This window comes from Rhodococcus sp. G-MC3 (assembly GCF_030063335.1).
Taxonomy (GTDB): Bacteria; Actinomycetota; Actinomycetes; order Mycobacteriales; family Mycobacteriaceae; genus Rhodococcoides.
In genome coordinates this window covers 69742-95535 of the sequence record NZ_JASISW010000011.1, presented here as the reverse complement: position 1 = coordinate 95535, position 25794 = coordinate 69742, and the positions used below count along the sequence as shown (strand labels likewise).

At 63.8% G+C, this 25794-nt stretch carries 19 protein-coding genes; 8 read left to right on the top strand and 11 right to left on the bottom strand.

The window, feature by feature from the left end; genetic code table 11:
• Positions 1–68: 68 nt before the first annotated feature.
• The 8 genes from QMK17_RS14325 to QMK17_RS14290 form a co-directional block, all read right to left on the bottom strand.
• Positions 69–3797, bottom strand: a complete 3729-nt coding sequence (locus QMK17_RS14325) for a translation initiation factor IF-2 N-terminal domain-containing protein (RefSeq protein WP_283509933.1) — start codon at positions 3795–3797, stop codon at positions 69–71.
• Between the two features lie 488 nt (positions 3798–4285).
• Positions 4286–4699 carry a nucleoside-diphosphate kinase gene (ndk, locus tag QMK17_RS14320; protein ID WP_283509932.1) on the bottom strand — a complete coding sequence of 138 codons (414 nt, stop codon included), beginning with the start codon at positions 4697–4699 and terminating at the stop codon, positions 4286–4288.
• A gap of 56 nt (positions 4700–4755) precedes the next feature.
• The gene (locus QMK17_RS14315) at positions 4756–5175 is read right to left on the bottom strand and encodes a DUF4233 domain-containing protein (protein WP_283509931.1); all 420 of its coding nucleotides are present in this window, start codon (positions 5173–5175) and stop codon (positions 4756–4758) included.
• Entirely contained in the window at positions 5172–6596 is a 1425-nt protein-coding gene (folC, locus tag QMK17_RS14310; RefSeq protein WP_283509930.1) for a bifunctional tetrahydrofolate synthase/dihydrofolate synthase, read from the bottom strand. Before folC ends, QMK17_RS14315 begins: the two co-directional genes overlap by 4 nt.
• A complete protein-coding gene (locus tag QMK17_RS14305) occupies positions 6596–9316 on the bottom strand; it encodes a valine--tRNA ligase (protein ID WP_283509929.1) in 2721 nt (906 codons plus the stop codon). The genes folC and QMK17_RS14305 overlap by 1 nt, the downstream gene beginning before the upstream one ends.
• Before the next feature lie 55 nt (positions 9317–9371).
• Positions 9372–11363 carry a S9 family peptidase gene (locus QMK17_RS14300; RefSeq protein WP_283509928.1) on the bottom strand — a complete coding sequence of 664 codons (1992 nt, stop codon included), beginning with the start codon at positions 11361–11363 and terminating at the stop codon, positions 9372–9374.
• Between the two features lie 68 nt (positions 11364–11431).
• Positions 11432–12142 carry a SigB/SigF/SigG family RNA polymerase sigma factor gene (locus QMK17_RS14295; protein WP_283510011.1) on the bottom strand — a complete coding sequence of 237 codons (711 nt, stop codon included), beginning with the start codon at positions 12140–12142 and terminating at the stop codon, positions 11432–11434.
• A gap of 74 nt (positions 12143–12216) precedes the next feature.
• Complete coding sequence (locus QMK17_RS14290; protein ID WP_283509927.1) at positions 12217–12639, bottom strand: ATP-binding protein; 423 nt, start codon at positions 12637–12639, stop codon at positions 12217–12219.
• A 214-nt stretch (positions 12640–12853) separates the two neighbouring features.
• On the opposite strand from QMK17_RS14290, the gene malQ reads away from it, so the two are divergent.
• The gene (gene malQ, locus QMK17_RS14285) at positions 12854–14989 is read left to right on the top strand and encodes a 4-alpha-glucanotransferase (protein ID WP_283509926.1); all 2136 of its coding nucleotides are present in this window, start codon (positions 12854–12856) and stop codon (positions 14987–14989) included.
• A gap of 307 nt (positions 14990–15296) precedes the next feature.
• Here the strand turns inward: malQ and QMK17_RS14280 are convergent, their stop codons facing one another.
• On the bottom strand, positions 15297–17291 hold the full coding sequence (locus tag QMK17_RS14280; RefSeq protein WP_283509925.1) for an HNH endonuclease signature motif containing protein: 1995 nt from the start codon (positions 17289–17291) through the stop codon (positions 15297–15299).
• Positions 17292–17434: 143 nt separating this feature from the next.
• Here QMK17_RS14280 and fdhD point away from each other — a divergent pair, with 143 nt between their 5' ends.
• Positions 17435–18259 (top strand): formate dehydrogenase accessory sulfurtransferase FdhD, encoded by an 825-nt coding sequence (gene fdhD, locus QMK17_RS14275; RefSeq protein ID WP_283509924.1) that lies wholly within the window; start codon positions 17435–17437, stop codon positions 18257–18259.
• Here fdhD and QMK17_RS14270 read toward each other — a convergent pair.
• Together QMK17_RS14270 and QMK17_RS14265 are read right to left on the bottom strand one after the other, a co-directional pair.
• A complete protein-coding gene (locus QMK17_RS14270) occupies positions 18249–18893 on the bottom strand; it encodes a CoA transferase subunit B (protein ID WP_283509923.1) in 645 nt (214 codons plus the stop codon). The genes fdhD and QMK17_RS14270 overlap by 11 nt on opposite strands.
• Complete coding sequence (locus QMK17_RS14265; protein WP_283510010.1) at positions 18890–19636, bottom strand: CoA transferase subunit A; 747 nt, start codon at positions 19634–19636, stop codon at positions 18890–18892. The genes QMK17_RS14270 and QMK17_RS14265 overlap by 4 nt, the downstream gene beginning before the upstream one ends.
• A gap of 198 nt (positions 19637–19834) precedes the next feature.
• Between QMK17_RS14265 and pcaH the strand changes: the two genes are divergently transcribed.
• The 6 genes from pcaH to QMK17_RS14235 are packed head-to-tail and all read left to right on the top strand — an operon-like array spanning position 19835 to position 25766.
• Complete coding sequence (pcaH, locus tag QMK17_RS14260; protein ID WP_283509922.1) at positions 19835–20578, top strand: protocatechuate 3,4-dioxygenase subunit beta; 744 nt, start codon at positions 19835–19837, stop codon at positions 20576–20578.
• Positions 20571–21221 carry a protocatechuate 3,4-dioxygenase subunit alpha gene (gene pcaG / locus QMK17_RS14255; protein WP_283509921.1) on the top strand — a complete coding sequence of 217 codons (651 nt, stop codon included), beginning with the start codon at positions 20571–20573 and terminating at the stop codon, positions 21219–21221. Before pcaH ends, pcaG begins: the two co-directional genes overlap by 8 nt.
• Positions 21222–21243: 22 nt before the next feature.
• Positions 21244–22581, top strand: a complete 1338-nt coding sequence (locus QMK17_RS14250) for a lyase family protein (RefSeq protein ID WP_283509920.1) — start codon at positions 21244–21246, stop codon at positions 22579–22581.
• On the top strand, positions 22578–23750 hold the full coding sequence (pcaDC, locus tag QMK17_RS14245; RefSeq protein ID WP_283509919.1) for a bifunctional 3-oxoadipate enol-lactonase/4-carboxymuconolactone decarboxylase PcaDC: 1173 nt from the start codon (positions 22578–22580) through the stop codon (positions 23748–23750). Before QMK17_RS14250 ends, pcaDC begins: the two co-directional genes overlap by 4 nt.
• On the top strand, positions 23747–24562 hold the full coding sequence (locus QMK17_RS14240) for an IclR family transcriptional regulator (RefSeq protein ID WP_283509918.1): 816 nt from the start codon (positions 23747–23749) through the stop codon (positions 24560–24562). Before pcaDC ends, QMK17_RS14240 begins: the two co-directional genes overlap by 4 nt.
• Positions 24555–25766, top strand: a complete 1212-nt coding sequence (locus QMK17_RS14235) for an acetyl-CoA C-acetyltransferase (RefSeq protein ID WP_283509917.1) — start codon at positions 24555–24557, stop codon at positions 25764–25766. Before QMK17_RS14240 ends, QMK17_RS14235 begins: the two co-directional genes overlap by 8 nt.
• Positions 25767–25794: the final 28 nt, after the last annotated feature.

Here is a 25794-nt window from a genome sequence, read left to right as displayed (position 1 = left end):
CACCGGGAGCGACTTATCAAGGTTACGGCAGACGGGCCGCCGTGGTCAAACCGCCTGTCCCCCGTGCCCTACGCGTCTACCGGCGGACCCGCCGGGCGTGCCGCCGCGCGCCGCCTCCGCGGCTTGCTCACCGGCTGCTCCACCGCCACTTCGGACGCATCGACCTGCGTAAATGCCGGCGTCGTCATCGGAGCTACCTCTGGTTCACCCTTATTGGTCACCTCGTCCGACGTAGCAGGGATCACGAAAACCGCACCGGCGTCCGGCGTCTCGGCCGTGGGAGCCGCGGCCTTCCGCGCCACCCGTCGGCCGCGCCTGGCCTTGACGACAGGCTGACCTTCCGCGGGGTCGGCAGTCGGTGAATCGACAGTCGGTGAACCGGCAGTCGACTCTTCGACTGCGTGCGCAGCGGCAGCCTCCGGCATCACTGCAGGAGCAGCACCGTTGGATGAGGCGGTGTCGTCTTCGGTGGGTGTAGACACGTCGGCACCCGGTGCGCCCGCAGCGTCAGACCCAGTCGACACCTCGTGCCGAGCGGCTGCAGTCGGCCGTGAGGCCTTTCGCCTACCACTCCTGCCGGAGCGGCGGCCGCTGGCGGTGGGCTCAGAGTTTCCTGTGTCCCCGGTGGAAACGGATTCCACGACGACGCTGTCGGCTGCGGCGTCCTGAATCGACTCACCCTGAACCGCTGCGACGTCGACTGCGTCGATGACCTGCGCATCCGGCCCCGCGGACCCGTCGGCGTTGTGATCGAACACATCTGCCGGCGTCACGTCGGCCACGACCTCGTCATGGTGTGCAGCCATGGCCAGAGCCACAGGGTGCGCACGCTTGACCGAAGGATCGACCCCATGCTCGTCGTGTTCGGGCGTAGGCGCAGGCGACCCGGAATGCGGGGTCGAGTTCGAGCCGGCGTTGTCTGCCTTGTCGCGACCGCGACGCTTGCGCTGCGATCCCGATTCGCTTCGCGCAGAACCGCCCCGCTGCCCGTCGTCGGGCTTCGCGTCGACCGGGAACGGATGCACGATGATCCCCCGACCCTGGCAATGCTCGCAGGTGGTCGAGAACGCTTCGACCAAGCCCGTACCCATCTTCTTGCGGGTCATCTGGACGAGTCCGAGCGAGGTGACCTCGGAGACCTGATGCCGCGTTCGATCGCGCCCGAGCGCCTCGGTCAATCGACGCAGGACCAGGTCACGGTTCGATTCGAGGACCATGTCGATGAAGTCGACGACGATCATCCCGCCGATGTCACGCAGCCGCATCTGACGAACGACCTCTTCGGCCGCCTCCAGGTTGTTTCGCGTGACCGTCTCTTCCAGGTTTCCACCCGACCCGGTGAACTTGCCGGTGTTGACATCGACCACGGTCATAGCTTCGGTGCGATCGATTACCAGCGTTCCGCCCGAGGGCAGCCACACTTTCCGATCCAGAGCCTTCGCCAACTGCTCATCGATGCGATGAGCCTCGAACACGTCCGGTTTCCCGGATTCGGCGACATGGCGCTCCAACTTCGGCATCATGTCCGCCGCGACTGTCTCGATGTAGTTCGAGGTGGTGGACCACGCCTTCTCGCCCTCGATGACCAGCTTGACGAAGTCCTCGTTGAACAGATCACGAATGACCTTGACCAAGAGATCGGGCTCTTCGTAGAGAGTCTGAGGTTGGCTTCCCTTGCCCGTTTCCGCATTCGCGGACGCCTCTTCGATGCTGGCCCACTGAGCCTGCAACCGCTCGACGTCGCGGGCGAGCTCGTCTTCGCTGACGCCCTCGGCCGCGGTGCGGATGATGACTCCGGCCTCCGACGGCACGATGTCGCGAAGGATTTCCTTCAGGCGCTTGCGCTCGGTATCGGGAAGTTTGCGGCTGATGCCGGTGGAACTGCCGCCGGGCACGTACACGAGGTACCGGCCGGCCAACGACAGCTGCGTCGTAAGCCGAGCACCCTTGTGCCCTACCGGATCCTTGCTGACCTGCACGAGAACCTGGTCACCCGGCTTGAGGGCCTGCTCGATCTTGCGCGAGTTTCCGCCGAGTCCTGCGGCGTCCCAGTTGACCTCACCTGCGTACAGCACGCCATTGCGTCCGCGACCGATATCGACGAACGCAGCTTCCATGCTGGGCAGCACGTTCTGCACCCGTCCGAGGTAGACATTGCCCACCATCGATGCCGAAGCACTGCTCGTCACGAAGTGCTCGACGAGAACGCCGTCTTCGAGCACGGCGACCTGGGTGGTCTCCCCCTGCTCAGGGAACGACTTCTCGCGAACCACCATGACGCGATCCACCGACTCGCGTCGTGCGAGGAATTCGGATTCGGTCAGGATCGGGGGTCGACGACGGCCGGCGTCGCGGCCGTCACGGCGTCGCTGACGCTTGGCCTCGAGGCGCGTCGATCCGGAAATGCCCTGAACTTCGTCCTTGTTGCGAGCCTTGTTCCTCGGCTCACGCTCGTGGACGACTGTGTTGAGTGGATCATCCTCGGACGACGCCGAGTCGGACGCTGCGTCGCCCGAGCTTCGGCGACGACGACGGCGACGGCGACGCCTACTCGAACCGTCCGCGCCGTCCTGATCGTCATCGTCGTCGGAATCTTCGGACGACGATTGCGCCGACGAGGATTCGGCTGCCTCGTCCTCGGCATCGTCGGAATCCGACGATGGCGTCGAATCCTCGTCGTCGGCGGCATCGCTCGATCGCGAACCCGAGCGAGACCGGCTCCGACGACGCGAGCGTCGCTCACCGGTGGGCTTGTCGCCGGAGTCACCGTCTGCAGATTCATCCGTGGAAGCGGAGTCGTCTTCTACGTCTGCACCGTCGGCGGGAGTCGTGTTCGACGAGGTGTCTTCGGATCCGGAATCGTCGGACGAGCGATTGTCCGACGAGTCGTCGGAGTCCTCGTTGTCGTCGTTGTCGTTGTCGTCGGAGTTGCCGTCACTCGCCTGGTCGCCACGACCACGGCCGCGACCACGACGTCCACGACGTCGACGACGTGGCTGTGACTGATCGTCGTCGCCATCGTCGGACGTCGACGAATCGGACTCCGAATCTCCGCTTGTATCGACCTCGTCGTCGTCGTCGTTGTTGTCAGCCCGTTCGGATTCACGGGACTTCGATTCGACGACGGTCGGGGGCGCTGCGGGACTGCCGGAATCGGCAGCCTGCTCGGTCGCGGAGACTTCCGGCCCATCGTTCGATGTGGCCTCTGCGGCGGGGCCTGCGGCTTTCCGGCTACGGCGACGCTTCGGCGCCGCCTCGACCGCGGCTTCCGGCTGAAGGAACAGCGGTGTAGCAAAAGCTGTCCGTGCCGGCGCCACAGAATCGGATGCATCGCCTGTGCGCGTTGCGGGCGCCGGCTGGGCCAAGGGCGTGGAGAACAGGCTGTTCTCGGGCTCGGCACGCGTGGACGGATCCGTTTCCGGCGCCGCGGGCTCTTCACGCACAGGAGTTCCCACATCGACGGGCGGAACGGGAACTACTGGCGCCGCATCCGTCAATGGGACGGTCGGATCGGCCGCACCCACATCGAGCGCAGCGGAGTCCGGTGCGGCAAATGCACTCTGGACCGTCTCGGCGACGTCTCGTCCAAGGCTCGACTGGGCGCTGCGCGCCTCTATACCGAGCTCACCCAGCTTGGCGAGCACCTGTTTGCTGGTGACGCCGAGGATCTTTGCGAGCGCGTGGACGCGCAGGCGGTCCGGGAACGTGGGAGTTTCCAACGCAGACGTACTGTCGTCACCTGCTGAACTTCCTGAGTTCGAATTCTGTACATCTTCGGGCGGGGCTTGATCGGCCACGTATATCTCCTCGGGCCCCCGGGCGCGTCCACCCGATGTACTGGTGTGACGCGGCCACGCGAGAGCAATCCTTGTGTTCTGACGCCGGTTCCGGCGTCAGTTGGTCTGGTTCCGCTCCGCGCCTGGTGCACTGTCCACAGCGTGTGGCCGGTACGCCGAGCGCGATGCCCTGCTGGATGGCTCTTCGTTTCCCGAGTCCGAGCGCCTGATCATCAAGCATGCCGAGCCATGTGGGGTCTTCCCACACCGCCGGCAGCGATGACGGGCATCGCACTGCGGGTGTCATCCGGTTGCCTTCACGAGAACGTCACGTGTGGTGGCGTTCGATCGTCCTGCTGAAATTTTGGTTCTGACGTACTGCAAGACTTGTTGACGTTGGAGCTGAAACTGTGAAAGCAACTTTCTCGAGTATCCCACACCGACCGAAGCCAACCCGCCACACCGCTGAAGATCGCAGTGTCTTCCGGCGTGGCGGGTTAGTGGACGAGTCAGCCGAGTGCCGGAAACCAGAGCGAGATCTCGCGTTCGGCCGACTCGACAGAGTCGGATCCGTGGACGAGGTTCTGCTGTCCGTCCAGTGCGAGGTCACCTCGAATGGTCCCGGGAACCGCTTTCTCCACCGGATCGGTTCCGCCCGCGATCTGACGGAACGCGGCGATGGCGCGCGGTCCTTCGAGCACGGCGGCAACGACAGGTCCCGAGGTGATGAAGTCGAGCAAGGCCGGGAAGAACGGCTTGCCGTCATGTTCGGCGTAGTGGGCGGTCGCCAGCTCGAGCGGAACGGACTTGAGCTCGAGTGCAGCGATGCTCAGTCCCTTCTTCTCGACGCGGCCGAGTATCTCCCCGACGTATCGGCGGGAAACTCCGTCTGGCTTGATCAATACAAGGGTGCGCTCAGTCACGACACCGAAGCGTAGTGGATGTCCCGCGGCAGCCTGCGGTCAGTCTGCCGCGTATCTCAGTCTCGCTGGCCGTAGAGCATGCCTCGCTCGATGCGACGCGCAATGTCTCTGCGCAGATAGAGCAAGTAGACCCACACTGCACCGAAGATGACTCCGACGATGCCGATGGAGAGGTGAATGAACACTCCGAGCAGTACGAGCACCTGAATGGCGATGTTGATCTGCATCGCGTAGGGCCGCTTCTGAATTCCGCATGTCAGCACCATCAGGATTGCCAACACGACGATGTAGAGGGTGGAGAACCACGTGAGTCCGCCGCCCACCGTCGACACCACCGGCAATGCCAGCAGAATGACGATCATCTCCAGAATGAGCGTGCCGGAGCACACTCCCCTGAACCCCTTCCATGGGTCGTTCGTCGGCGGCTTGAACCTTGGCGTTCGGGACTGAGCTGAATCCGGCGCTTCCTCGCTCATACCGGTTCCTTTCCGAAGAGTGTTCTCGCTGCGCCTGCCGTCACGACCGAACCGGTGACGATTACGCCGGCGCCGGACACGGTCTCGCCTGGATCGGCGACTTCTTCCGCGAGACCTATTGCAGTCTCGAGTGCGTCGGGAAGCGTCGATGCCACCACGACCCGTTCGTCGCCGAACTTGGCCACGGCCAGGTTCGCCAGTTCTTCGACGTCCATCGCCCGCGGAGAACCGTTGTGCGTGACGACTATCTCGTCGAAGACAGGCTCGAGCGCGGCGAGCATCTGCTCGACGTCCTTGTCACCCATCACGCTGACGACACCCACCAACTTACGGAAATCGAATTCCTCGGCGAGAGTGGCGGCCAGGGCACGTGCTCCGTGCGGGTTGTGTGCGGCATCGAGAAACACGGTCGGCGCATTTCTAACCCGTTCCAGGCGGCCGGGATTGACGATCGAGGAAAACGCCGCGCGGACGATATCGGCGTCGAGCTGACGATCGGGCCCTGCCCCGAAGAACGCCTCGACTGCCGCGAGGGCGAGCGAGGCGTTGTGCGCTTGATGTTCACCGTGGAGCGGCAGGAAGATGTCGGTGTAGACACCGCCGAGTCCCTGCAGTTCCAGCTGCTGACCCCCGACCGCGATTCGGCGCGCAAGGACGCGAAATTCCGAGCCCTGCCGCGCGACCGCCGCGTCCGCCTCGACGGCAGCACGCAGCAGGACCTCGGTGACCTCGGGCTTCTGTTCAGCGATGATCGCGACGGTGTCGCGGGGATCGAGTCGATCGGGCGCCTTCTTGATGATCCCGGCCTTCTCGGCGGCTATTCCTGCCAGATCGCTCCCGAGAAATTCGACGTGGTCGATGTCGATCGGGGTAATCACGGCGACCTCGCCGTCGACGACGTTGGTGGCGTCCCAGCGCCCACCGAGGCCTACCTCCACCACGGCCACCTCGACGGGCGCCTCCGCGAATGCGGCGAACGCCATTGCCGTGGTGACCTCGAATTTGCTCATTCGCGGGCCCCCAGCAGCTTCGGACTGCATGTCGACCATCTCCACGAACGGGGCGATCTCGTTGTACGTGTCCACGTAGAGACGCGGCGAGATCGGTGCGCCGTCGATACTGATCCGTTCGGTCGCCAATTGCAGATGCGGACTCGTGGTCCTACCGGTCCTGCGATGAAAGTGCGTCAGCAACGCATCGATCATGCGCGTCACCGACGTCTTCCCGTTCGTGCCGGCGACATGAATCGACGGATAGGCCTTCTGTGGCGAACCCAGCAGGTCCATCAGCGCCGCGATGCGGGCGATACTCGGCTCGATCTTGGTCTCGGGCCAGCGAGTGTCCAGGGCGGCCTCCACGAGGACGAGCTCGGCGAGGTCGACTGGGTCGGGTTGTCTTGGAGTCGAACCGAACTCGGACACTAGTTGCCCATCGATTCGAGCCGGCCCGCGTCGTCGAGACGAGCCTGTATGCGCGCAATCTCCTCGGTGGCGATCTGGCGACGTGAACGAATCTTGTCCACGACGGCATCGGGCGCTTTAGCCAGAAAAGCTTCGTTGCCGAGCTTCCCGGTTGTTTGAGCCAACTCTTTCTCCGCCGCAGCCAGATCTTTGACGAGCCTGGCGCGCTCGGCAACCAGGTCGACGGTGCCCGACGTATCGAGTTCCACCGTGACCGTTGCATTGGTCAAACGCACCTCGACGGAAGCGGTCGCGCTGAAGCCGTCTTCGGGTTCGGTGATCTTCGCGAGCGCACGTGTCGCAGGCACCTGCCCCGCCAAATCTGCATCGTCGATGCCCACGAGCTTCGCAGCGACTTTCTGGGACGGCTTGAGCCCCTGGTCGCTCCGGAAACGCCTCACTTCGGTGATCAACTTCTGCATATCGGAGACACGTCGGGCAGCGACAGGATCCGCGATCTCGTTCGACGCCTTCGGCCAGGAAGCAATCACCACGGACTCACCACCGGTCAGCACCTTCCACAGTGTCTCCGTCACGAACGGAATCACCGGGTGAAGCAGGCGCAGAAGAGCATCCAACACGTTTCCGAGGACGACGCGAGTCGACTCGGTCAGAGTCTCGTCCGAGAACTGCACCTTCGCGATTTCCAAGTACCAGTCGCAGACTTCGTCCCAGGCGAAGTGATAAAGAGCCTCGCAGGCCTTGCTGAACTCGTAGCGGTCGAATGCGCCATCGACCTCGCCGCGGACGTGATCGAGTCGGTCGAGAATCCATCGATCGGCGTCGGTCAGATCGACGCGCGGAGGCAGCGGGGCGGGAGCCGCACCGTTCATCAACGCGAATTTCGTTGCGTTGAACAGCTTGTTGGCAAAGTTGCGCGAGGACTGGGCGTGATCCTCGCCCACCGACAGATCTGCACCCGGGTTCGCTCCGCGAGCAAGCGTGAAACGCAATGCGTCCGCGCCGAATCGGTCAACCCAGTCGAGCGGATCGATGCCGTTACCGCGTGACTTCGACATCTTTTTTCCGAACTGATCGCGCACCAGACCATGCAAGAAGATGTCCTGGAACGGAACCTGTCCGCCGTTCTCCCCCGCCGTGATCGAGGGATCCGAGGAGACGTAGGTGCCGAACATCATCATCCGCGCAACCCAGAAGAACAGGATGTCGTAGCCGGTGACGAGCACACTGGTCGGGTAGAACTTCGCGAGTTCGTCCGTCGCTTCGGGCCATCCCATGGTCGAGAACGGCCACAGCCCTGACGAGAACCACGTGTCGAGCACGTCGGGATCCTGCGTCCAGCCCGCGGGGGCCATCTCGTCGGGACCGAGGCATGCGGTCTCGCCGTCCGGGCCGTACCAGATCGGGATGCGATGTCCCCACCACAACTGCCGCGAGATGCACCAGTCGTGCATGTTGTCGATCCAGGCGAACCAGCGCGGTTCCTGGCTCGGCGGATGAATGACGGTGCTGCCGTTGCGGACTGCGTCCCCGGCGGCCTTCGCGAGACCGTCGACCTTGACCCACCACTGAAGGGAAAGTCGCGGCTCGATGGACTCGCCACTGCGTTCCGAGTGCCCGACACTGTGGAGGTACGGCCGCTTCTCGGCGACGACGCGGCCCTGTGCCGCGAGTGCCTCGCGCACCTTGACTCGAGCCTCGAAGCGATCGAGACCGTCGAACTCCGTTCCGGTGTCGGCGATTCGGCCTGCTTTGTCCATGACGGTCGGCATCGGCAGGTTGTGCCGAACGCCCATCTCGAAGTCGTTCGGATCGTGTGCAGGCGTGATCTTTACTGCGCCGGTGCCGAATTCAGGGTCGACGTAGTCGTCGGCGATGATGGGAATCTGTCTGCCCGTGAACGGGTGGTCGAGGGTGGTCCCGACGAGGTGCTTGTAGCGCTCGTCTTCGGGGTGCACGGCAACGGCGGTGTCGCCCAGCATGGTCTCGACACGCGTGGTGGCGACGATGACATGCGGCTCGTCGTCGTTCAACGATCCGTAGCGCAGCGACACGAGCTCGCCCTCGACGTCCTCGAACTTGACCTCGATATCGGAGATTGCAGTCTGCAGAACCGGCGACCAGTTCACGAGGCGCTCGGCGCGGTAGATCAACCCATCTTCGTACATGCGCTTGAAGATGGTCTGTACCGCGCGAGAAAGGCCGTCGTCCATGGTGAAGCGTTCGCGACTCCAGTCGACGCCGTCACCGATGCGACGCATCTGCCCACCGATGGTGCCGCCCGATTGGCGCTTCCAGTCCCACACCTTGTCGATGAACGACTCGCGACCGAAGTCTTCCTTGGTCTTGCCCTCGACAGCTAGCTGCTTCTCCACGACCGTCTGGGTCGCGATTCCGGCGTGATCCATGCCTGGTAGCCACAGCACTTCGTAGCCGAGCATCCGTTTGCGACGACTCAATGCATCCATCAGTGTGTGGTCGAGCGCGTGACCCATGTGCAAACTGCCCGTGACATTCGGCGGCGGGAGGACAATCGAATACGGGGGCTTTCCGCTGGTCGCATCGGCCTCGAAGTAACCGGCGTCAACCCAGCCCTGATACAGCTCCGCCTCTACCGCACTGGGGTCCCAGCTCTTCGGTAGCTCACTTCGGTCACTGGGCAGGCTGCGCTCCTGCGCCTGGGCTGGGCTGTCTGGGGTCTCTGGTGCTGAACTGGTCACCGGTCGATTCTAGTGGTCAGGCTCGTGCGCTCCGACAGCCCCTTTTGCTTCGAGTTCAGCCAAGGGTCTCCGGCAACGCAACAGCCTCGCCCAGAACATGCTCAGCGAGGAATGCGAACACAACCTCGTACCAGATTCTCGCGTGCTGAGGCGTCAACACCCAGTGATTCTCGGAGGGAAAGTACAGAAGGCGGTGATCGGTCTTGCCCTCGTCGTCTGCAGGCAGTCCCGACTCGCTGAGCAGCTCGTACCAGAGCCTCAGCCCTTCCCCGATCGGAACGCGATAGTCCTTGTCACCATGTATGACGAGCATCGGTGTGACGATGTCCGCGACGTACAGGTGCGGTGAATTCTCGACGGCCATCTCCGGCGACATCTCCCGTTGCCAGTAGTAGGCGACGTCGGTGGTCGGGCCGAATTGATCGAGCGCCCACAGGCTGGCGTGGGTGACGATCGCATCGAATCTGTCGGTGTGACCGGCGATCCAGTTGGCCATGTAACCGCCGAAAGACCCGCCCATCGCCGCGGTGCGGTCCTCGTCGATATCAGTTCGCTCGGTGGCTGCGTCGGTGATCGCCATCAGATCGGTGAACGGTTTACTGCCCCAGCGCCCCCAACCTCGTTGGATGAACTCCTGGCCGTATCCAGTGGACAGCGCGGGGTCCGGCAGTAGTACCGCGTATCCCTTCGCGACGAGGAGCCAGGGATTCCAACGCCACGACCAGGTATTCCACGATCCGAGGGGTCCACCGTGTATCCACAGCAGCAACGGCGCTTTAGAGGCCTCGGCTGCACCGTCGGGTAACGCCAGCCATCCTCTGACTCGGCGTCCATCCGCTGCCGTGGTCTCGATCTCGGTGAAGGTTCCAGGGAGCTCGGGTAGCTCCTCGGCGAGGCGTAGAGCCTGGACCTCGCCCGTCGCTACATCGATGCGCACGGGGTGCGGCGGCGCGGCGTACGACGCCTCCAGCGCAAAGATCGAGCCGTCCGATGCGGCATGCACGTGACTGTAGGCACTGTCGGTGTCGGTCAGCTTGGTGGCTCGGCCGCCGCGGATCACGAAGATGGGCGCGCGGCCGTTGTCGTCGGCGACCACGAGAACGCCGCTGCCGTCGCGCAGCCAGACTGGATCCCCCGGCCATCGGTCCCACCCCGGCGCCTGGTCGGCGACGGTTCGATCGCCGAACGAGTAAAGCTGCAACGTTATTCGTGGTGCATCCTCGGGCGTCGACAGAGATTCGCGCACGAAAACAATGCTCGTCCCGTCGGGCGAGATCGCCGGCGAACCGAGGTCGGCATCGACGTCGTCGACGAGAACGGTACGTTCGCCGGACTGCACATCAATTCTGACCAGGACGGACCGTGACGTTGCCAATGCCCCCGGGACCGTCCACGTGGTCACGACGAAGGTTCCGTCCGAGCTGATGTCGTAATCCGCCTCGTGCAGTGCGGCGGCAGTGCTCGACGTGATCCGCTGAACCACGTCGCCGCTGCTACTCGCGTAAAGGTGCGGAGTCGCCGGCCCGAGGTCGTGATCCCAGTAACGCACGGGGTAACCCGCATGCAGAACGGCGTCGATCTTGCTGTCCCTGCGCAACAGCCGAATTTGCTCGTCCTTCTCGTCAGTGTCGGCAGAGGGAAATACGTCCGATACAGCCACGAACACCGGCGACTCGGCAGCGGCACGTACACCCGAGAACCCCGCGCCGCGAGCAGCCAGCACACGCGCTTCACCGACACCCGTCGGCAATGACCAGATCGCCGAGGACTCGTCGAGTTTCGATCTCTGCCGCAGAAACAGCAGCTCCCCCGAAGAGTGGAAAACCGGCCCGCTCGCCCCACCTTCGTTCCAGGTCAGCCGCCGCGCCGCTGCCGAGCCGTTCACATCGATGGACCACAGCGCGCTCTCGTACTTGGTTCCGTCTGCGGTCGGCTCCGAAATCGCCACCACCGCACGTGAGCCGTCGACGGACACCGCAAGGTCCGACACCCGCGGCGCAGCCACGTAGTCCCCTAGGTCGTCGAAGATCCTGCCTGATTCGGACACGTCGCATCGCTCCTAGAACTCGCCCACACCGACTGAGGGCCGATGCTACGACGAGCTCGCGCGCCGCCTCAGCTCGGCCCGAGATCCTCGCGCAGCTGAGTAAGCGTGCGAGACAGAATCCTCGACACGTGCATCTGCGAGATACCCATCCGCTCGGCGATCTGCGTCTGAGTCATCGAACCGAAGAACCGGAGAACCACGATCTGCCGTTCCCTCTCCGGCAGCTTCTCGAGAGCGGGCCGAACGGTGAGGTAACTCTCCATCTTCTCGAGCTCGGGATCGGCAGCGCCGAGGGTGTCCATCAGTGGCAGCCGGTCATCGCTCACCACCGAATCGACCGAGACGGTCTGGTAGGCGCTGCGTGCAAGCAGTGCCTGGGACGCCTCTTTCACGTCGATGTCCAGTTCGGCGGCGATCTCACTCGCCGTCGGTGCGCGCCCAAGTTTCTGCGACAACGTTCCGACGGCACCGGAGATCATCGAGTTGAGCTCCTTCATCCGGCGCGGCACACGCACCGACCAGCCGGCGTCGCGGAAGTAGCGGCGCGCTTCACCCATGATGGTCGGTACGGCGAAGGACACGAAGTCCGAACCCCGCTCGATATCGAATCTGTCGACGGCATTCACCAGCCCAAGGCGAGCTACCTGCAGCAAGTCCTCGTGTGCCTCGCCTCGGCCGCCGAAGCGACGAGCGATGTGCTCGGCGAGTGGCAGGCAGCGCGTGATGATTCGATCCCGCAGGACTTGCCTCTGAGCCGAGTCTTTGGGCAGGGCTTGCATCTCCTGAATGAGAGGTACTACTTCGCTGTAATCGTCCGACTGACGCCGCGCCGGTTTTTCGTACGGAGCGGGCACTAGATGTTGCTCCTCCGCTTGACTACGTCCACGACAACGACCGATCCGCCGTCGACCGACGATGCGCTCAGCGCTATCGAGTCGGTCAGCGTTTGGAGAACATGCCAGCCGAAGCTGTCGGATGTGGGAACGCGCCCCTCCTCGACCACGGACGTGGTGGTGATACGCATCGCGGCGCTGCTGACGACGAAAGAGCACGTCAGTTCGGCATCGGCGACAGCACCCGAGATCAGCTCGGAACACACCTCGTCCACGGCCAACTTGATGTCCGCAATATCGTCCAGTGTGAAATCGCCCAGGACGGCGAGAGTTTCGGCAACAGCGCGCACGACCGGCAACTGCTCGGCGTCGGCAACCACCCGCAGCTCGACCGGTGCGCCGGAATCTCGTTCCAGCTCTTCGATCTTGCCGACGCCAGTCATTCGCGCTCCCTGTCTGTGTTTCGAGATTCGTGTTTCGAGATTCGTGTTTCGAGATTCGTGTTTCGAGCAGCGTGCAATAAACAAAATTTTGGAGCCGACCGCGGTGAAATTTCGACCGCGCCCAGAGTACCCGGGTCTCCAAAGTTCAATCTCACTGTCGACACGACGCCCACAGCAGGTGACGCCGACGGCCGCGGCTGGCACGATCAGCGGTGTGAGTTACACAGAGCAGTTGCGGGTTCTCGCCCAGCGGTGCGGGGTGTCAACGTGGTATCAGGGTTGGGACAAGGTCCGTCGCGACGTGTCCGACTCGACGCTTCGTGGAATCCTGAGCGCGCGCGGCATCGAGGCGACCACCGAGTCCGACGTCGAGGTGGCGCTGGTCGACCTGGAGTTGGCGCCGTGGAGGCGCATGCTTCCACCTGTTGTCGTCGCAGTCGAAGGCGTCGCCACCGAGGTGAGTGTTCATGTACCGCACGGCGATCCGGTGGCCGTCCACCTCGTTACCGAGGCCGGTGAGCAACTTCCTGTCACCCAACTTCAACTGTGGGTCGAACCACGCCTTGTCGACGACTTCCTCGTCGGACGAGCAACGTTCGAACTACCGTCGGACATCGACACCGGTTGGCACACCCTCGTTGCGGTGAGTTCGCCCGACTCGGTGCACAGCGCGCGGGCGCAGTGCAGTGTGGTTATCACTCCTCGCCGTCTGTCGACCAACGACGCGCTCCTCGATCACCAGCGGACCGGACTGCTCACCCAGCTGTACTCGATCCGCTCGGACAGGTCGTGGGGCGTGGGCGACTACGCCGATCTGGCAGATCTGGCGTCCGTCGCGGGCAGCGTTCACGGATTCGACTACGTTCTGGTCAATCCCATGCACGCGCAGCGGCCTACCCCTCCCGTCGAAGCGTCGCCGTACCTCCCGACCACACGCAGATTTTTCGATCCGATGTACATCCGAGTCGAAGACATCGCCGAAACGGCATACTTGCCTCGCGATCAATATTCGAAGGTCAGAGAATCTGCTCGACAGTTCGCCAAGGCGAACAAGCGCACCAAACGAATCGATCGCGATCCCTCGTTTCGCGCAAAGCTGCGCGCGCTGAAGCGAATCTTCCGAGTGCCTCGGTCGGCAGCACGCGCAGCGGAGTTCGGCGCCTTCTGCGAGCGCGAAGGACGCGGTCTCGACGATTTCGCGCTGTGGTGTGCGCTCGCCGAGAAGTACGGTCCGGACGACAAGGCTTGGCGCGAGGATGCGGCACACCCGGGCACCGACTTCGCAACGGCATTCCGCGACTCGGCCGCCGACAAAATCCAGTTCCACCGGTGGCTGCAATGGATATGCGATGAGCAACTGGCACGCGCACAGTCGGCAGCGCTGCAGTCCGGAATGGACATCGGCGTGATGCACGATCTGGCCGTGGGCGTTCACCGCCGCGGTGCCGACGCGTGGACGCCGGGAGACGCGCTGACCAGCGGGGTGACTGTGGGCGCACCACCGGACAACTTCAACCAGCAGGGCCAGAACTGGAACCAGCCTCCATGGAACCCGGACAAGTTGCGGGAACTGGGGTACGCGCCGTATCGGGACATGCTACGAACGGTGCTTCGCCACGCAGGCGGCATCCGCGTCGATCACATTCTCGGATTGTTCCGTCTCTGGTGGATACCGGAGGGCGCCGCGTCACCCGGCGAGGGCTCCTACGTGCAGTACGACCACGAAGCGCTCATCGGCATTCTCGTGCTCGAAGCCGAGCGAGCAGGTGCAGTAGTCGTCGGCGAAGATCTCGGGGTGTTCGAACCTCGTGTGCAGGAGTATCTGGCGCAGCGAGGCCTGTTCGGCACGTCCATTCTGTGGTTCGAGAACGACGGCGATCGGCCCATCGCTCCAGAGAACTACCGTGAGCTGTGCCTGACGTCGGTCACCACACACGACCTCCCACCGACGGTCGGCTACCTCAGAGGTGAGCACATCGCGCTTCGCTCACGTCTCGGACTGCTCGAACGCGATCTGGACGAGGAGAAGAAGCAGGATACCGAGGGGCGGGAGGCAGTGCTCGATCTCGGGCGAGAGCGAGGGCTGCTACCCACGGACGCGTCGGAGAAGGACACGGTCGAAGCGTTGTACCGCTTGATCGCGCGAAGTCCGTCGGTGCTCATCGGGATCGCGCTCGTCGATGCGGTCGGCGAGAACCGCATTCAGAATCAACCGGGGACAGACGAGACCCAGTACGAGAACTGGCGAATTCCGTTGGCCGATGACAAGGGAGACGCGGTGTGGATCGACGACCTCGTCGATCACCCGAGAATGGTGTCGCTGGTGGCGGCATTGCGTGCCGCCAACTGATCTGCGGCCAGCGGTCTGTACTCGGGCTATCAGTCTGTACTAGTTGGGCCGGAGGTAGCTCAACCCGAATGGCGGGGCGGGCCCTCGATGGTAGTAACGACGGATATCTATCGGATCAGGCTGCGGGTGCTGGCTCTCGATTTCCCTTCCGGTCTCGACGCTTCCGGTGGCGACTTCGCGCTGCCATTGTGAAACGGCCGGAAGCCGGCCTGCGGACATGGCTGTGCGGCGCCGCAGGTCTCTCGTTCTGCGTCGCACGCTGGCCGGTGTAGTTGTGTGCCCTGTGATCTGCCGGCACGCGCCGGTTCTAGGGCCCGCCGGGCTCGGGTCCGCCGGTGTCGCCTGGCCCTGGCGATGGATCTGCAGGGCTAGGGCTAGGGCTAGGGGTGGGGGCAGGGCTGGGGGTGCCTTCGGTGCCCGGTGCGGCAGGGTAGATGTATTCGTTCGGGTGGTGGTAATGATTGACCACACCAGTTCTGGTGGGATCCAACGTCACCGGCGGATGCCACAGCGTCCGCCCCGGGTAAGCATGATCAGGTCCGGCTTTCGTCGTCGCCCAATCGGTGTCGCGCGGCCCGACGAGTCGGTGGTGCATATCGCATCCGAAGGTGAGCGAGGTGATGTCGGTGCTACCGCCCTGCCCCCATTCGTCGATGTGATGAGCCTGCGACCACGTCGCGGGACGGGTGCACCCCGGGAAAGTGCAGCCACGGTCGGAGGCGATCAGCACGATCCGCTGATCTGCGGAGGCGATGCGTTTGGTACGCCCCAGATGCAGCGGCCTACCGTCATCGCCGAAAATCGCCAGGTAATGGTGAGCATGCGACGCCATCCGAATCGCATCACGCATCCGCACCAGAGATCCGGTGGCGGTGACGGCATACCCGGTGGCGGCTTCGAGATCGGCGAGGGTCATCGTGAGCACCGCGGTGACCGGCAATCCACGATGCATCCCGAGCTGCCCGGACGCGAGCATCTGCCGGACGATGACTTTCAAAGCATCATGCTGGCGCCGGCCTTGACTGCGGTGATCACGTTCGGCGCGGCGTGCAGCATCAGCATCGGCAACCGAATCCCTGTCACTGTCGCTGTCGCTGTCGCTGTCGCTGTCGCTGTCACCGGAACCGTCGGAACCGTCGGAACCGTCCAGACCGGTGCTGTCGCTGGAGTTCTCGGTGTCGAACAACGACGGATCCGGCACGTCGACACCGCCGCTGTTCCCCGAACCCGAACCGCCAGGCGTACCCGGACCTGAACCCGACCCGCCGGCTGGGTCGTCGGCTGGGTCGTCGGCTGGGTCGTCGACGACAGGCGTGTCGTCAGCGGGATTGCACATCCCTGGTTTCGCCCACTTCGCGAACGCCGCCTCCAGATACGCCCGCGTTTCGGCGTCGACGACGAACGTGCCCTTCGACAACCCATCCTCGCCCTGATCGTTGAACTTGAAGAAGCACCGATTCGCGACCTGCTCCTCATCGACAAGCTTTCCATCAGGATCGAGAGTGTCGAAAAGCCGCTTCGCGGCCGCATCGAACTCCTCCGGACCCAACTGCCGCGCCAACTCCGCGAGCTGCCGGTCCGCGTTCTCACGGGTCTCGATGTCGATGTCTCGGCTCAGGCTGGTGAAGAACTTCTTGACGATGATCTGATGTTCCTCGTCGAGGACACCATCCGCGGCGGCAGCGGCGGTCGCCGCATGCTCCGGAACGAGTCGCTCCCCGGACATCGCCGAGCGGTGACCGAAGTGATTCGCAAGCCGGATCCGCTGCCCCGCACGTTTCGAGGAAAACCGCATCAAACTCGACAGTGCATACGGGACCGAACCGGGGATGTCGTCGAGACCGTGCTGGGCGATGACATCAGCGATCCAGGTGTGCGAAAACCCGAACAGGGCCCGCTGCACCGCCTCGGCACGTACCAGCAGAGCACGCCGATCGGAATTGCCCAGTACGACGTTGTCGATGCGGCCGAGGATCTCGACCTGCTCCTCGACGATCGCGACGACCTTCGCGAGATAGGCAGCCTCGATCACCGGCACCGACGGATCAACCGCCTCAGCCGGTTCGACACCCGAATCATGCCCGGCGGCAGTGTCGAACGGATCGACCTCCAACGGAAAACTCTCGAACCACCGCGCGAACTTCTTCACCTCGAACTCGGCATCGGTCGGCGACAGCTCGCACGGCGAATGCAGATTCTCGAACCAATCCTCGGAATCGCCCCAGGACCGTTCGGGGTCGAGGAGCGACAACACAGCATCTGCTGTGTCGGTCACCCCTGCGTGCTCGTCCCCCGAATCCATACGACAAACATAACCCAAATCCAGCCAAATGTCGAACACATGTTCGAATCTGCCTCCCTTCAGCAAGCCCGTCCGATGCCAAGCGGGACAGGCGAACCAGCGCACCGGACCGTCGTTCGGATCAGTGAGCGCATAATCGAACGATGGGACGAATCACCGCCAGACGTCCGGTTGTACGCATCCGCGGGTCGCACGAGACCAGCAGACCCGACACTCTCGTCGTCGAGGAGCCGCTGGAGATCCGGGTGAACGGCTCGGCACTCGCGGTTACGATGCGCACGCCTGGCCACGATGTCGATTTGGCCCACGGCTTTTTGCTCACCGAGGGTGTGATCGTGGGCCGCGACGACATTGCCGTCGCCAGGTACTGCGACGGGGTCGACGACCAGGGCCAGAACACCTACAACGTTCTCGACATCACGCTGGCGGCCGGTGTCCCGCCGCCGCAACCGGGTGTGGAACGCAATTTCTACACGACCTCGTCGTGCGGAGTCTGCGGCAAGGGATCTCTGGACGCGGTCCGACTGAAGACCGTCCACTCCCCCGCGGCAGACGATGTGGAGGTCAAGGCGTCGGTGCTCGCCACCATGCCCGACACGTTGAGGAAGTCCCAGAAGGTCTTCGACTCGACCGGTGGACTGCACGCTGCAGCCCTGTTCGACACCGATGGCACCATGCTGGTGCTGCGCGAGGACGTGGGACGCCACAACGCAGTAGACAAAGTCGTCGGTTGGGCAACGGGCGAGGGACGCATCCCGATGACTGGAACCACTCTGATGGTCAGCGGGCGCGCGTCGTTCGAACTAGCTCAGAAAGCTGTGATGGCAGGGGTTCCTATTCTTGCGGCGGTGTCGGCGCCGTCCTCGCTTGCGGTCGACCTGGCCGAGGAATCAGGGCTGACGGTGGTGGGGTTCCTACGAGGCGAGAACATGAACCTGTACTCGCACACGCACCGCATCACACGCTGAGTGGTGCACCCGTCGCCGCGCGTACTTGTTCCGCGGTGATTCCGGGCGCGGTTTCGACGAGAACGAGCCCGTCTGGGGTGACGTCGAGAACCGCCATATCGGTGATGATGCGCTGTACGCACCCCTTGCCTGTCAGTGGGAGCGAGCAGGATTCGAGGATCTTCGGCTCCCCCTCCTTCGAGACGTGTTCCATCATCACCAGCACGCGCCGTGCACCGTGGACGAGGTCCATCGCACCGCCCATGCCCTTGACCATATGACCGGGGATCATCCAGTTCGCGAGGTCGCCGGTCTGGCTGACCTGCATGGCACCGAGGACGGCGACGTCCACTTGGCCGCCGCGAATCATGCCGAACGACTGCGCCGAATCGAAGTAGGACGCTCCGGGTAGGACGGTGATGGTTTCCTTCCCCGCGTTGATCACCTCGGGGTCGAGTTCTTCTTCGGTCGGGTAAGGACCGACGCCGAGAACACCGTTCTCGGAGTGCAGGACGACGGTGATGTCGGTCGACAGATAGTTGGGAACCAGGGTCGGCATCCCGATTCCGAGATTCACGTATTCGCCGTCGTTCAGTTCCTGTGCGACGCGAGCGGCCATCTGTCCGCGGGTCAGCTTGGTGATCGTCTCGCTCATGCTCGTACCGTCCGCTGTTCGATTCCTACCGTTACCTTGCCAACATGCACGACGCGCTGCACATGAATGCCCGGTGTGTGAATGTCGTCCGGTCCGATCTCGCCCGGCTCGACCAGCTCTTCGACTTGAGCAATCGTGATGCGCCCCGATGTTGCGGCCGGCGGATTGAAGTTGCGGGCGCTGGCATGGAACACGAGGTTGCCGTGCCGGTCGCCTTTCCACGCGTGCACGAGGGCGTAATCGGCGACGATGCCGCGTTCCATCACGTAGGTGGTGCCATCGAAGTCTCGGGTCTCTTTCGGAGGGCTCGACACGGCAATGCCGCCAGAGCCGTCGTAGCGAAGAGGCAGTCCGCCGTCGGCGACCTGCGTTCCGACGCCTGCAGGCGTGAAGAACGCCGGAATACCGGCACCACCTGCGCGAAGACGCTCCGCGAGGGTCCCCTGCGGGGTGAGTTCGACTTCGAGTTCGCCCGAGAGGTACTGACGCGCGAATTCCTTGTTGGAGCCGACGTACGAGCTGATGGTCCGCCTGATCCGGTGCTTTTCGAGCAGCACGCCGAGGCCGAAACCGTCTGTGCCGCAGTTGTTGCTGACGATTTCCAAGTCTGTCGCACCCTGGGCGAGTACTGCGTCGATGAGGATTTCGGGAACTCCGACCAGGCCGAAGCCTCCCACGGCGACGGAGGCGCCGTTCGGCATGTCGGCTACGGCTTCGGCGGCACTCGCCACGACTTTATCCATCATGCTGCCGACCATACCCAACATTGTGCGTAATATGAACACCTCGCCGCCCTGCGAACAAATTGCCGCAAGTCATTGCCTGGATCACCCCCACCGTTCTATCATCGTTCGCATAGCGGCGATAAGTCCACATCACGAACCACCGCCCCGACTGCCTGTCATTACCCACTATCTGATTCGGAACGTGAGGAATCCCCGATGCTCCATCTACCGCCGAACCATTCGGCCGCCGGCGAGGCAGCCGCCTATCGCGATCAGGCGGGAACCAACGCGCCTCGCGATTTCGCGGACTACCGGACCACGTCGCTGCGAAGCCCGAAACAGCCACTCGTCCTCCTCCCCCAGCGTCTCACCGAGATCACCGGACCCGTTCTCGGCGAAGGCCGAGTGACCGCCTCGGACGCGGACCTGACGCTCGTCGACGGAGGCGAAGCTCAGGGGCAGCGCATCATCGTGCACGGACGCGTTCTGGACAGCGACGGTCGCTGCGTGCCCCACACCCTCGTCGAGGTCTGGCAGGCAAATGCCGGCGGACGATATCGGCACGTTGGCGACAGCTGGCCAGCTCCCCTCGATCCGCACTTCGACGGAGTCGGTCGCGTCCTTACGGACGAACACGGCAACTACCGCTTCACGACCATCCGGCCGGGCGCCTACCCGTGGGGTAATCACCACAACGCGTGGCGGCCTGCTCACATTCATTTCTCTCTGTTCGGACGAGCCTTCACCCAACGCCTCGTCACCCAGATGTACTTCCCGGACGACCCGATGTTCTTCCAGGACCCGATCTTCAACGCCGCACCTGAAGACGCACGGGCACGCATGATCAGCGTCTTCGATTATGAAGCGACACAGGATAACTGGGCTCTCGGATACCGCTTCGACATCGTGCTCCGCGGCAAAGGCGCAACACCATTCGAGGGAGACGACCACGATGACTGAACCCACCGACACACCTGTTTTCGCGCCGCGCTACCCCGTCGCTCCAGGCAGCGATTTCACCACCGTTCCATTCGGCCAGACGCCGTCGCAGACGGTGGGCCCCTATTTACACATCGGGCTCACCTGGGCCGACGGCCCCGACGTGGTGCCTGCGGGAACAGACGGCATCATCGACATCTCGGTGGGCGTCGTCGACGGCGATCGCACCCCGATGTCCGACGTGATGATCGAGACCTGGCAGGCCGATGCTGTAGGCCGCTTCGAACATCCCGACGATCCCCGCGGATCCGCGTCGTCGACCCCCACAGGATTCCGCGGATTCGGCCGCGCCGTGGCGGATTCGACCGGAACCGCAGTGGTCCATACAGTGAAGCCTGGTGCTCTACCCGCGGAGAACGGCGCCGTCGAGGCCCCGCATATCAACCTCGGGATTTTTGCCAGGGGACTCCTGGAACGACTCGTCACACGCATCTACTTTCCGGACGAGACAGTGGCCAACGCCGCCGATCCGGTGCTGGCTAGCCTGGACGAGCGCTCACGGACGAAACTGATTGCACGAGCAACGGCCACCGGCTACCACCTCGATGTGGTACTTCAGGACAGCGATCCGGACGGTGACGAAACTCCGTTCTTCGACCTGTAGATCTCACGAAGAAAGCGAGACCATGACGGCCACACGCGGTTCTCTGTTCGATTCGACATTCGGTGCCGGCGTCGTCGCGGCACACGTGTCCGACCAGGCCTGGGTCACCGCCATGCTCGACGTCGAGGCCGCGCTGACGCGGTCTGCAGCGGCACACGGTCTGGTCGACGTCGAGCACGCCGTCATAGTCACCGAGGTCGCGTCCGAACTCGCCTTGCCTGGCAGTCTGGACATCGCCGAACTCGGCGCTGCTTCGGTCGCCGGGGGCAATCCGGTCATTCCGCTCGTCGGGATCCTCCGACGAGCGGTGTCCGTGCGGGGAGTGCCGGCCGGCGCGGTGCATCCGGGCGCAACGTCGCAGGACATTTTGGACACCGCGTCCATGCTCCTGACCCGTTCGGCTCTGTCGGATCTTGTCGGTTATCTCGACGACGCGATTTCCGCCTGTACCGCCCTCGCTCGACGTCATCGCGATACACCGACCGCGGGACGCACGCTCGGTCAGCAGGCACTCCCCACCACGTTCGGCGCGGTGGCCGCAGGCTGGACCATGGGGCTCGTCCGTGCCCGCGAGTCCGTCCATCGCGTCATACCATGTCTCGCAATTCAATTGGGTGGCGCCGCAGGTACATCCGCCGCTCTACACCCACTGGGCCTTCTCGTCGCCGACTCTCTCGCCGACGAACTCGGTCTCGCTCGCCAAGACATTCCCTGGCACACCGACCGAACCCGCATCGCCGACATCGTCGGTGCACTCGGAACCGCCGCGGGGGCCGTCGCCAAGCCGGCCCTCGACATCACACTGCTGGCAGCAACCGAAGTGGGTGAGGTCGAAGAGGACGCACCTGGCGGGTCTTCGGCGATGCCGCACAAGCGAAACCCTGTCGCCGCCGTGACCGCACGTGCCGCAGTGCGCCGCGTACCCGGTCTCGTCGCTACGATGTTGTCGTCGATGGAGCACGAGCACCAACGCGCCGCAGGGAGCTGGCACGCCGAATGGGAAACATTGACCGATCTTCTTCGGTTGGTGACAGGCGGCGCACATCAACTCGCTGTCAGTCTCACCGGACTGCACGTGAACGCCGATGCGATGGCCCGCAATCTCGACATCACTCACGGACTGTTGCTGGCAGAGCGGGTCACCTCGGCACTGTCCTCGCATACCGACCGCGCCCGCGACATCGTCACGGCGGCATGCTCGTCCGGAGTAGCGCTCGACCAGGACCCTGCCATCACAGAATTCCTCGACAGTGCGGAAATTCGTGTACTGCTCGACCCGTCGCAGTACCTGGGACATTCAGGAGACATCGTCGACCGAGTCCTCGACATCGCCGCCCCTCGCACAGAAGGAAGCTCATGACCGTCGAACTGTCCTACGCCCTCACCGCCGGCTCCGGATCCCCCGAATCGGCCGTCGTGTTGATCGGCTCCCTCGGTTCCGATAGATCCATGTGGGATCCTCAGATCGCCGGCCTCGCTTCGGTCGCCGATGTTCTTGCGGTCGATCTCCGCGGACACGGCGAATCTCCCGTTCCCGCCGGACCGTATTCGATCGCCGAACTCGCCGGAGACGTTCTCGCAGTGCTCGATTCGATCGATCGTGACCGCGTTCACCTCGTCGGCCTCTCGCTGGGAGGTGCCGTCGCACAATGGATAGCCGTTCACCGGCCCACACGTGTGCAGAGCCTCACGCTGCTCTGTACGTCGGCAAAATTCGGCGAACCGCAGGCGTGGATCGAACGAGCGAAAGCTACGCGGAGCGGTGGGACGCACTCACTCGCCGACGCCGTGTCGGGTCGCTGGTTCACACCTGAGCTCACCGCACGCGACACCGAACTCGCAGCTCGACATCGGCAGATGGTCATCAACACTGCCGACGAGGGATACGCCGCCTGCTGCGAGGCCCTCGCCGAATGGGACAACCGGGCCGATCTCGGCCGCATCGCCGCCCCGACTCTCGTCATCGCGGGCGAGCAGGACCCCTCTACGCCGCCCGACGACCTGAAGTTCATCGCCGACGGCATCGCGCGTTCGAGCTTGCATGTGCTCGATCCCGCAGCGCATCTCGCGAACGTCGAGCAGGCCGGTGAGGTGACGAGGCTGATCGTCGAGCACATCTCGTCCACTGCGTACGAGGCGGGTCGTCGCGCGGCACACAACGCAGGAATGGTCGTCAGGCGCCAAGTACTCGGCGACGCGCACGTCGACCGAAGCATCCAACACATGACCGAGTTCACCGCTCCGTTCCAAGATTTCATCACCCGGACGGGGTGGGGTGACGTATGGACGCGGGAGGGACTCGACCACAGAACGCGACGTCTGCTGACCCTCGCGATACTGACGGCGGTCGGAAATCAGCACGAGTTGGACATGCACATCCGGGCGGCACTCCGCGGAGGTGTCGAACCCGACGCGCTCGCCGAAGTGTTCCTCCACACCGCTGTCTATGCCGGAGTTCCGAACAGCAACGCCGCATTTGCCATGGCGAATGCGGCGTTGGCCGAGCAGGAAGAATCGGAGAATCCATGACCGAGCCACAGGGACCGTCGCCGGACTACGTGCAGTCACTCGCGCGTGGTCTCTCCGTCATCAGAGCATTCGATGCGAGAAATCCCCGTCGAACACTGTCCGACGTCGCGAAGTCCACGGATCTGACGAGGGCCACTGCACGTCGATTCCTGCTGACACTCCTCGAACTCGGCTACGTGCGCAGTGACGGCTCTATGTTCTGGTTGACCCCGCGGGTCCTCGAACTCGGCTACAGCTACCTCTCCAGCCTGTCGCTACCCGACGTCGCGGGACCTCACCTCGAATCGCTGGCGGAACAGGTCCGCGAATCTTCGTCGGTATCCATTCTCGACGGCGACGACGTCGTTTATGTCGCCCGTGTCCCGGTCAGCCGAATCATGACCGTCGCCATCACCATCGGCACCCGCTTTCCGGCATATGCAACGTCGATGGGACGCGTTCTTCTGGCAGGACTCTCGCCCGACCACCTCGACGCCTATCTCGAACGCGTGCAATTGACAGCACTCACGGCAAAGACCCTCACCGATGCGGCGTCGTTGAGAATCGAACTCGATACCGTTCGCGCGCAGGGCTACTGCCTCGTCGACCAAGAACTCGAAGAGGGTCTGAGATCGATCGCTGCTCCTGTTCGCGACAGCGCCGGTGCCGTCATCGCGGCGGCGAACGTATCGACGCAGGCCGCCCGCCATTCCGCCGACGCGGTCCGAGAACAGTTGCTCCCAGCTCTTCTCCGAGCGACCAGCGCCATCGAAACAGACCTTCTTCGAGTGCAGTCGCAATCAACCGATCACAAAGGAAGTCTCCGTGCCTGACGCAGTCATCTGTGAACCTCTCCGCACACCCGTCGGACGATTCGGCGGAGTCTTCCGCGACATCACTCCCGAGGCGCTCGCTGCCACCGTCATCACCGAACTGATCTCGCGTACCGGCATTTCCGGATCCGACATCGACGATGTCATCCTGGGCCAAGCGTCCCCGAACGGAGACGCTCCGGCAATCGGGCGAGTGGCAGCACTCGACAGCGGCCTCGGCGTCGACGTACCCGGCCAGCAAGTGGACCGACGCTGCGGGTCGGGACTGCAGGCAGTACTGCAGGCGTGCATGCAGGTGCAGTCCGGCGGCAACGACCTCGTCCTCGCCGGCGGTGTCGAAAGCATGAGCCAAGCCGAGTTCTATGCCACCGGGATGCGCTGGGGTGTCAAAGCCGAGGCAGTAGCACTCTCCGACCGCCTCGCCCGTGCCCGCGTCACCGCAGGCGGAAAGAACTACCCCGTTCCCGGCGGAATGATCGAAACAGCGGAGAACCTACGCGCCGAGTTCTCGATCAGCCGAGCCGACCAGGACGCACTTGCCGTGCACTCCCACCAGAAGGCAGTCGCCGCTCAGAAAAACGGCGTATTCGCCGAAGAAATCGTCGGAGTGTCTGTTCCACAGCGTAGGTCGGATGCGTTGCTCGTCGACACCGACGAGCACCCGCGCGCCGATACCAGCGTCGAATCCCTCTCGACCCTGCGAGCTATCCGCGCAAAGATCGACCCCGACTCGACCGTCACGGCAGGTAACGCCAGCGGACAGAACGACGGCGCAGCACTGGCCATCGTCACGACCCCCGAGAAGGCTGCCGCTCTCGGACTGCGTCCCATTGCGCGCATGGTCAGCTGGGCCGTTGCTGGAGTTCCACCACGCACCATGGGCATCGGCCCTGTCCCGGCCAGCGAGAAAGCACTTGCTCGGATCGGCCTGAGCATGGCTGACATGGGCGTCATCGAACTCAACGAAGCGTTTGCCGCTCAGACTCTCGCTGTGCTGCGTACGTGGGGAGTCGAACCCGACGACTCACGGCTCAACCCCAATGGATCGGGAATCTCACTTGGACACCCCGTCGGAGCGACCGGCGGCCGCATCCTGGCGACGCTGCTGCGTGAGATGAATCGTCGTGAAGCACGTTACGGACTGGAAACCATGTGCATCGGCGGCGGACAAGGTCTCGCGGCAGTATTCGAGCGGCTCGCGTAGTAAGTTGCAGGTCCGGTCTCGCGAACGC

Coding starts and splice junctions, on each gene's coding strand:
- QMK17_RS14270 (WP_283509923.1), bottom strand. CDS start 18,893: ATGAGCGAGACGATCACCAAGCTGACCCGCGGACAGATGGCCGCTCGC.
- pcaG (WP_283509921.1), top strand. CDS start 20,571: ATGACTGAACCCACCGACACACCTGTTTTCGCGCCGCGCTACCCCGTC.
- QMK17_RS14315 (WP_283509931.1), bottom strand. CDS start 5,175: ATGAGCGAGGAAGCGCCGGATTCAGCTCAGTCCCGAACGCCAAGGTTC.
- QMK17_RS14240 (WP_283509918.1), top strand. CDS start 23,747: ATGACCGAGCCACAGGGACCGTCGCCGGACTACGTGCAGTCACTCGCG.
- QMK17_RS14250 (WP_283509920.1), top strand. CDS start 21,244: ATGACGGCCACACGCGGTTCTCTGTTCGATTCGACATTCGGTGCCGGC.
- pcaH (WP_283509922.1), top strand. CDS start 19,835: ATGCTCCATCTACCGCCGAACCATTCGGCCGCCGGCGAGGCAGCCGCC.
- QMK17_RS14290 (WP_283509927.1), bottom strand. CDS start 12,639: ATGACTGGCGTCGGCAAGATCGAAGAGCTGGAACGAGATTCCGGCGCA.
- fdhD (WP_283509924.1), top strand. CDS start 17,435: ATGGGACGAATCACCGCCAGACGTCCGGTTGTACGCATCCGCGGGTCG.
- QMK17_RS14280 (WP_283509925.1), bottom strand. CDS start 17,291: ATGGATTCGGGGGACGAGCACGCAGGGGTGACCGACACAGCAGATGCT.
- pcaDC (WP_283509919.1), top strand. CDS start 22,578: ATGACCGTCGAACTGTCCTACGCCCTCACCGCCGGCTCCGGATCCCCC.
- QMK17_RS14295 (WP_283510011.1), bottom strand. CDS start 12,142: ATGCAAGCCCTGCCCAAAGACTCGGCTCAGAGGCAAGTCCTGCGGGAT.
- QMK17_RS14265 (WP_283510010.1), bottom strand. CDS start 19,636: ATGGATAAAGTCGTGGCGAGTGCCGCCGAAGCCGTAGCCGACATGCCG.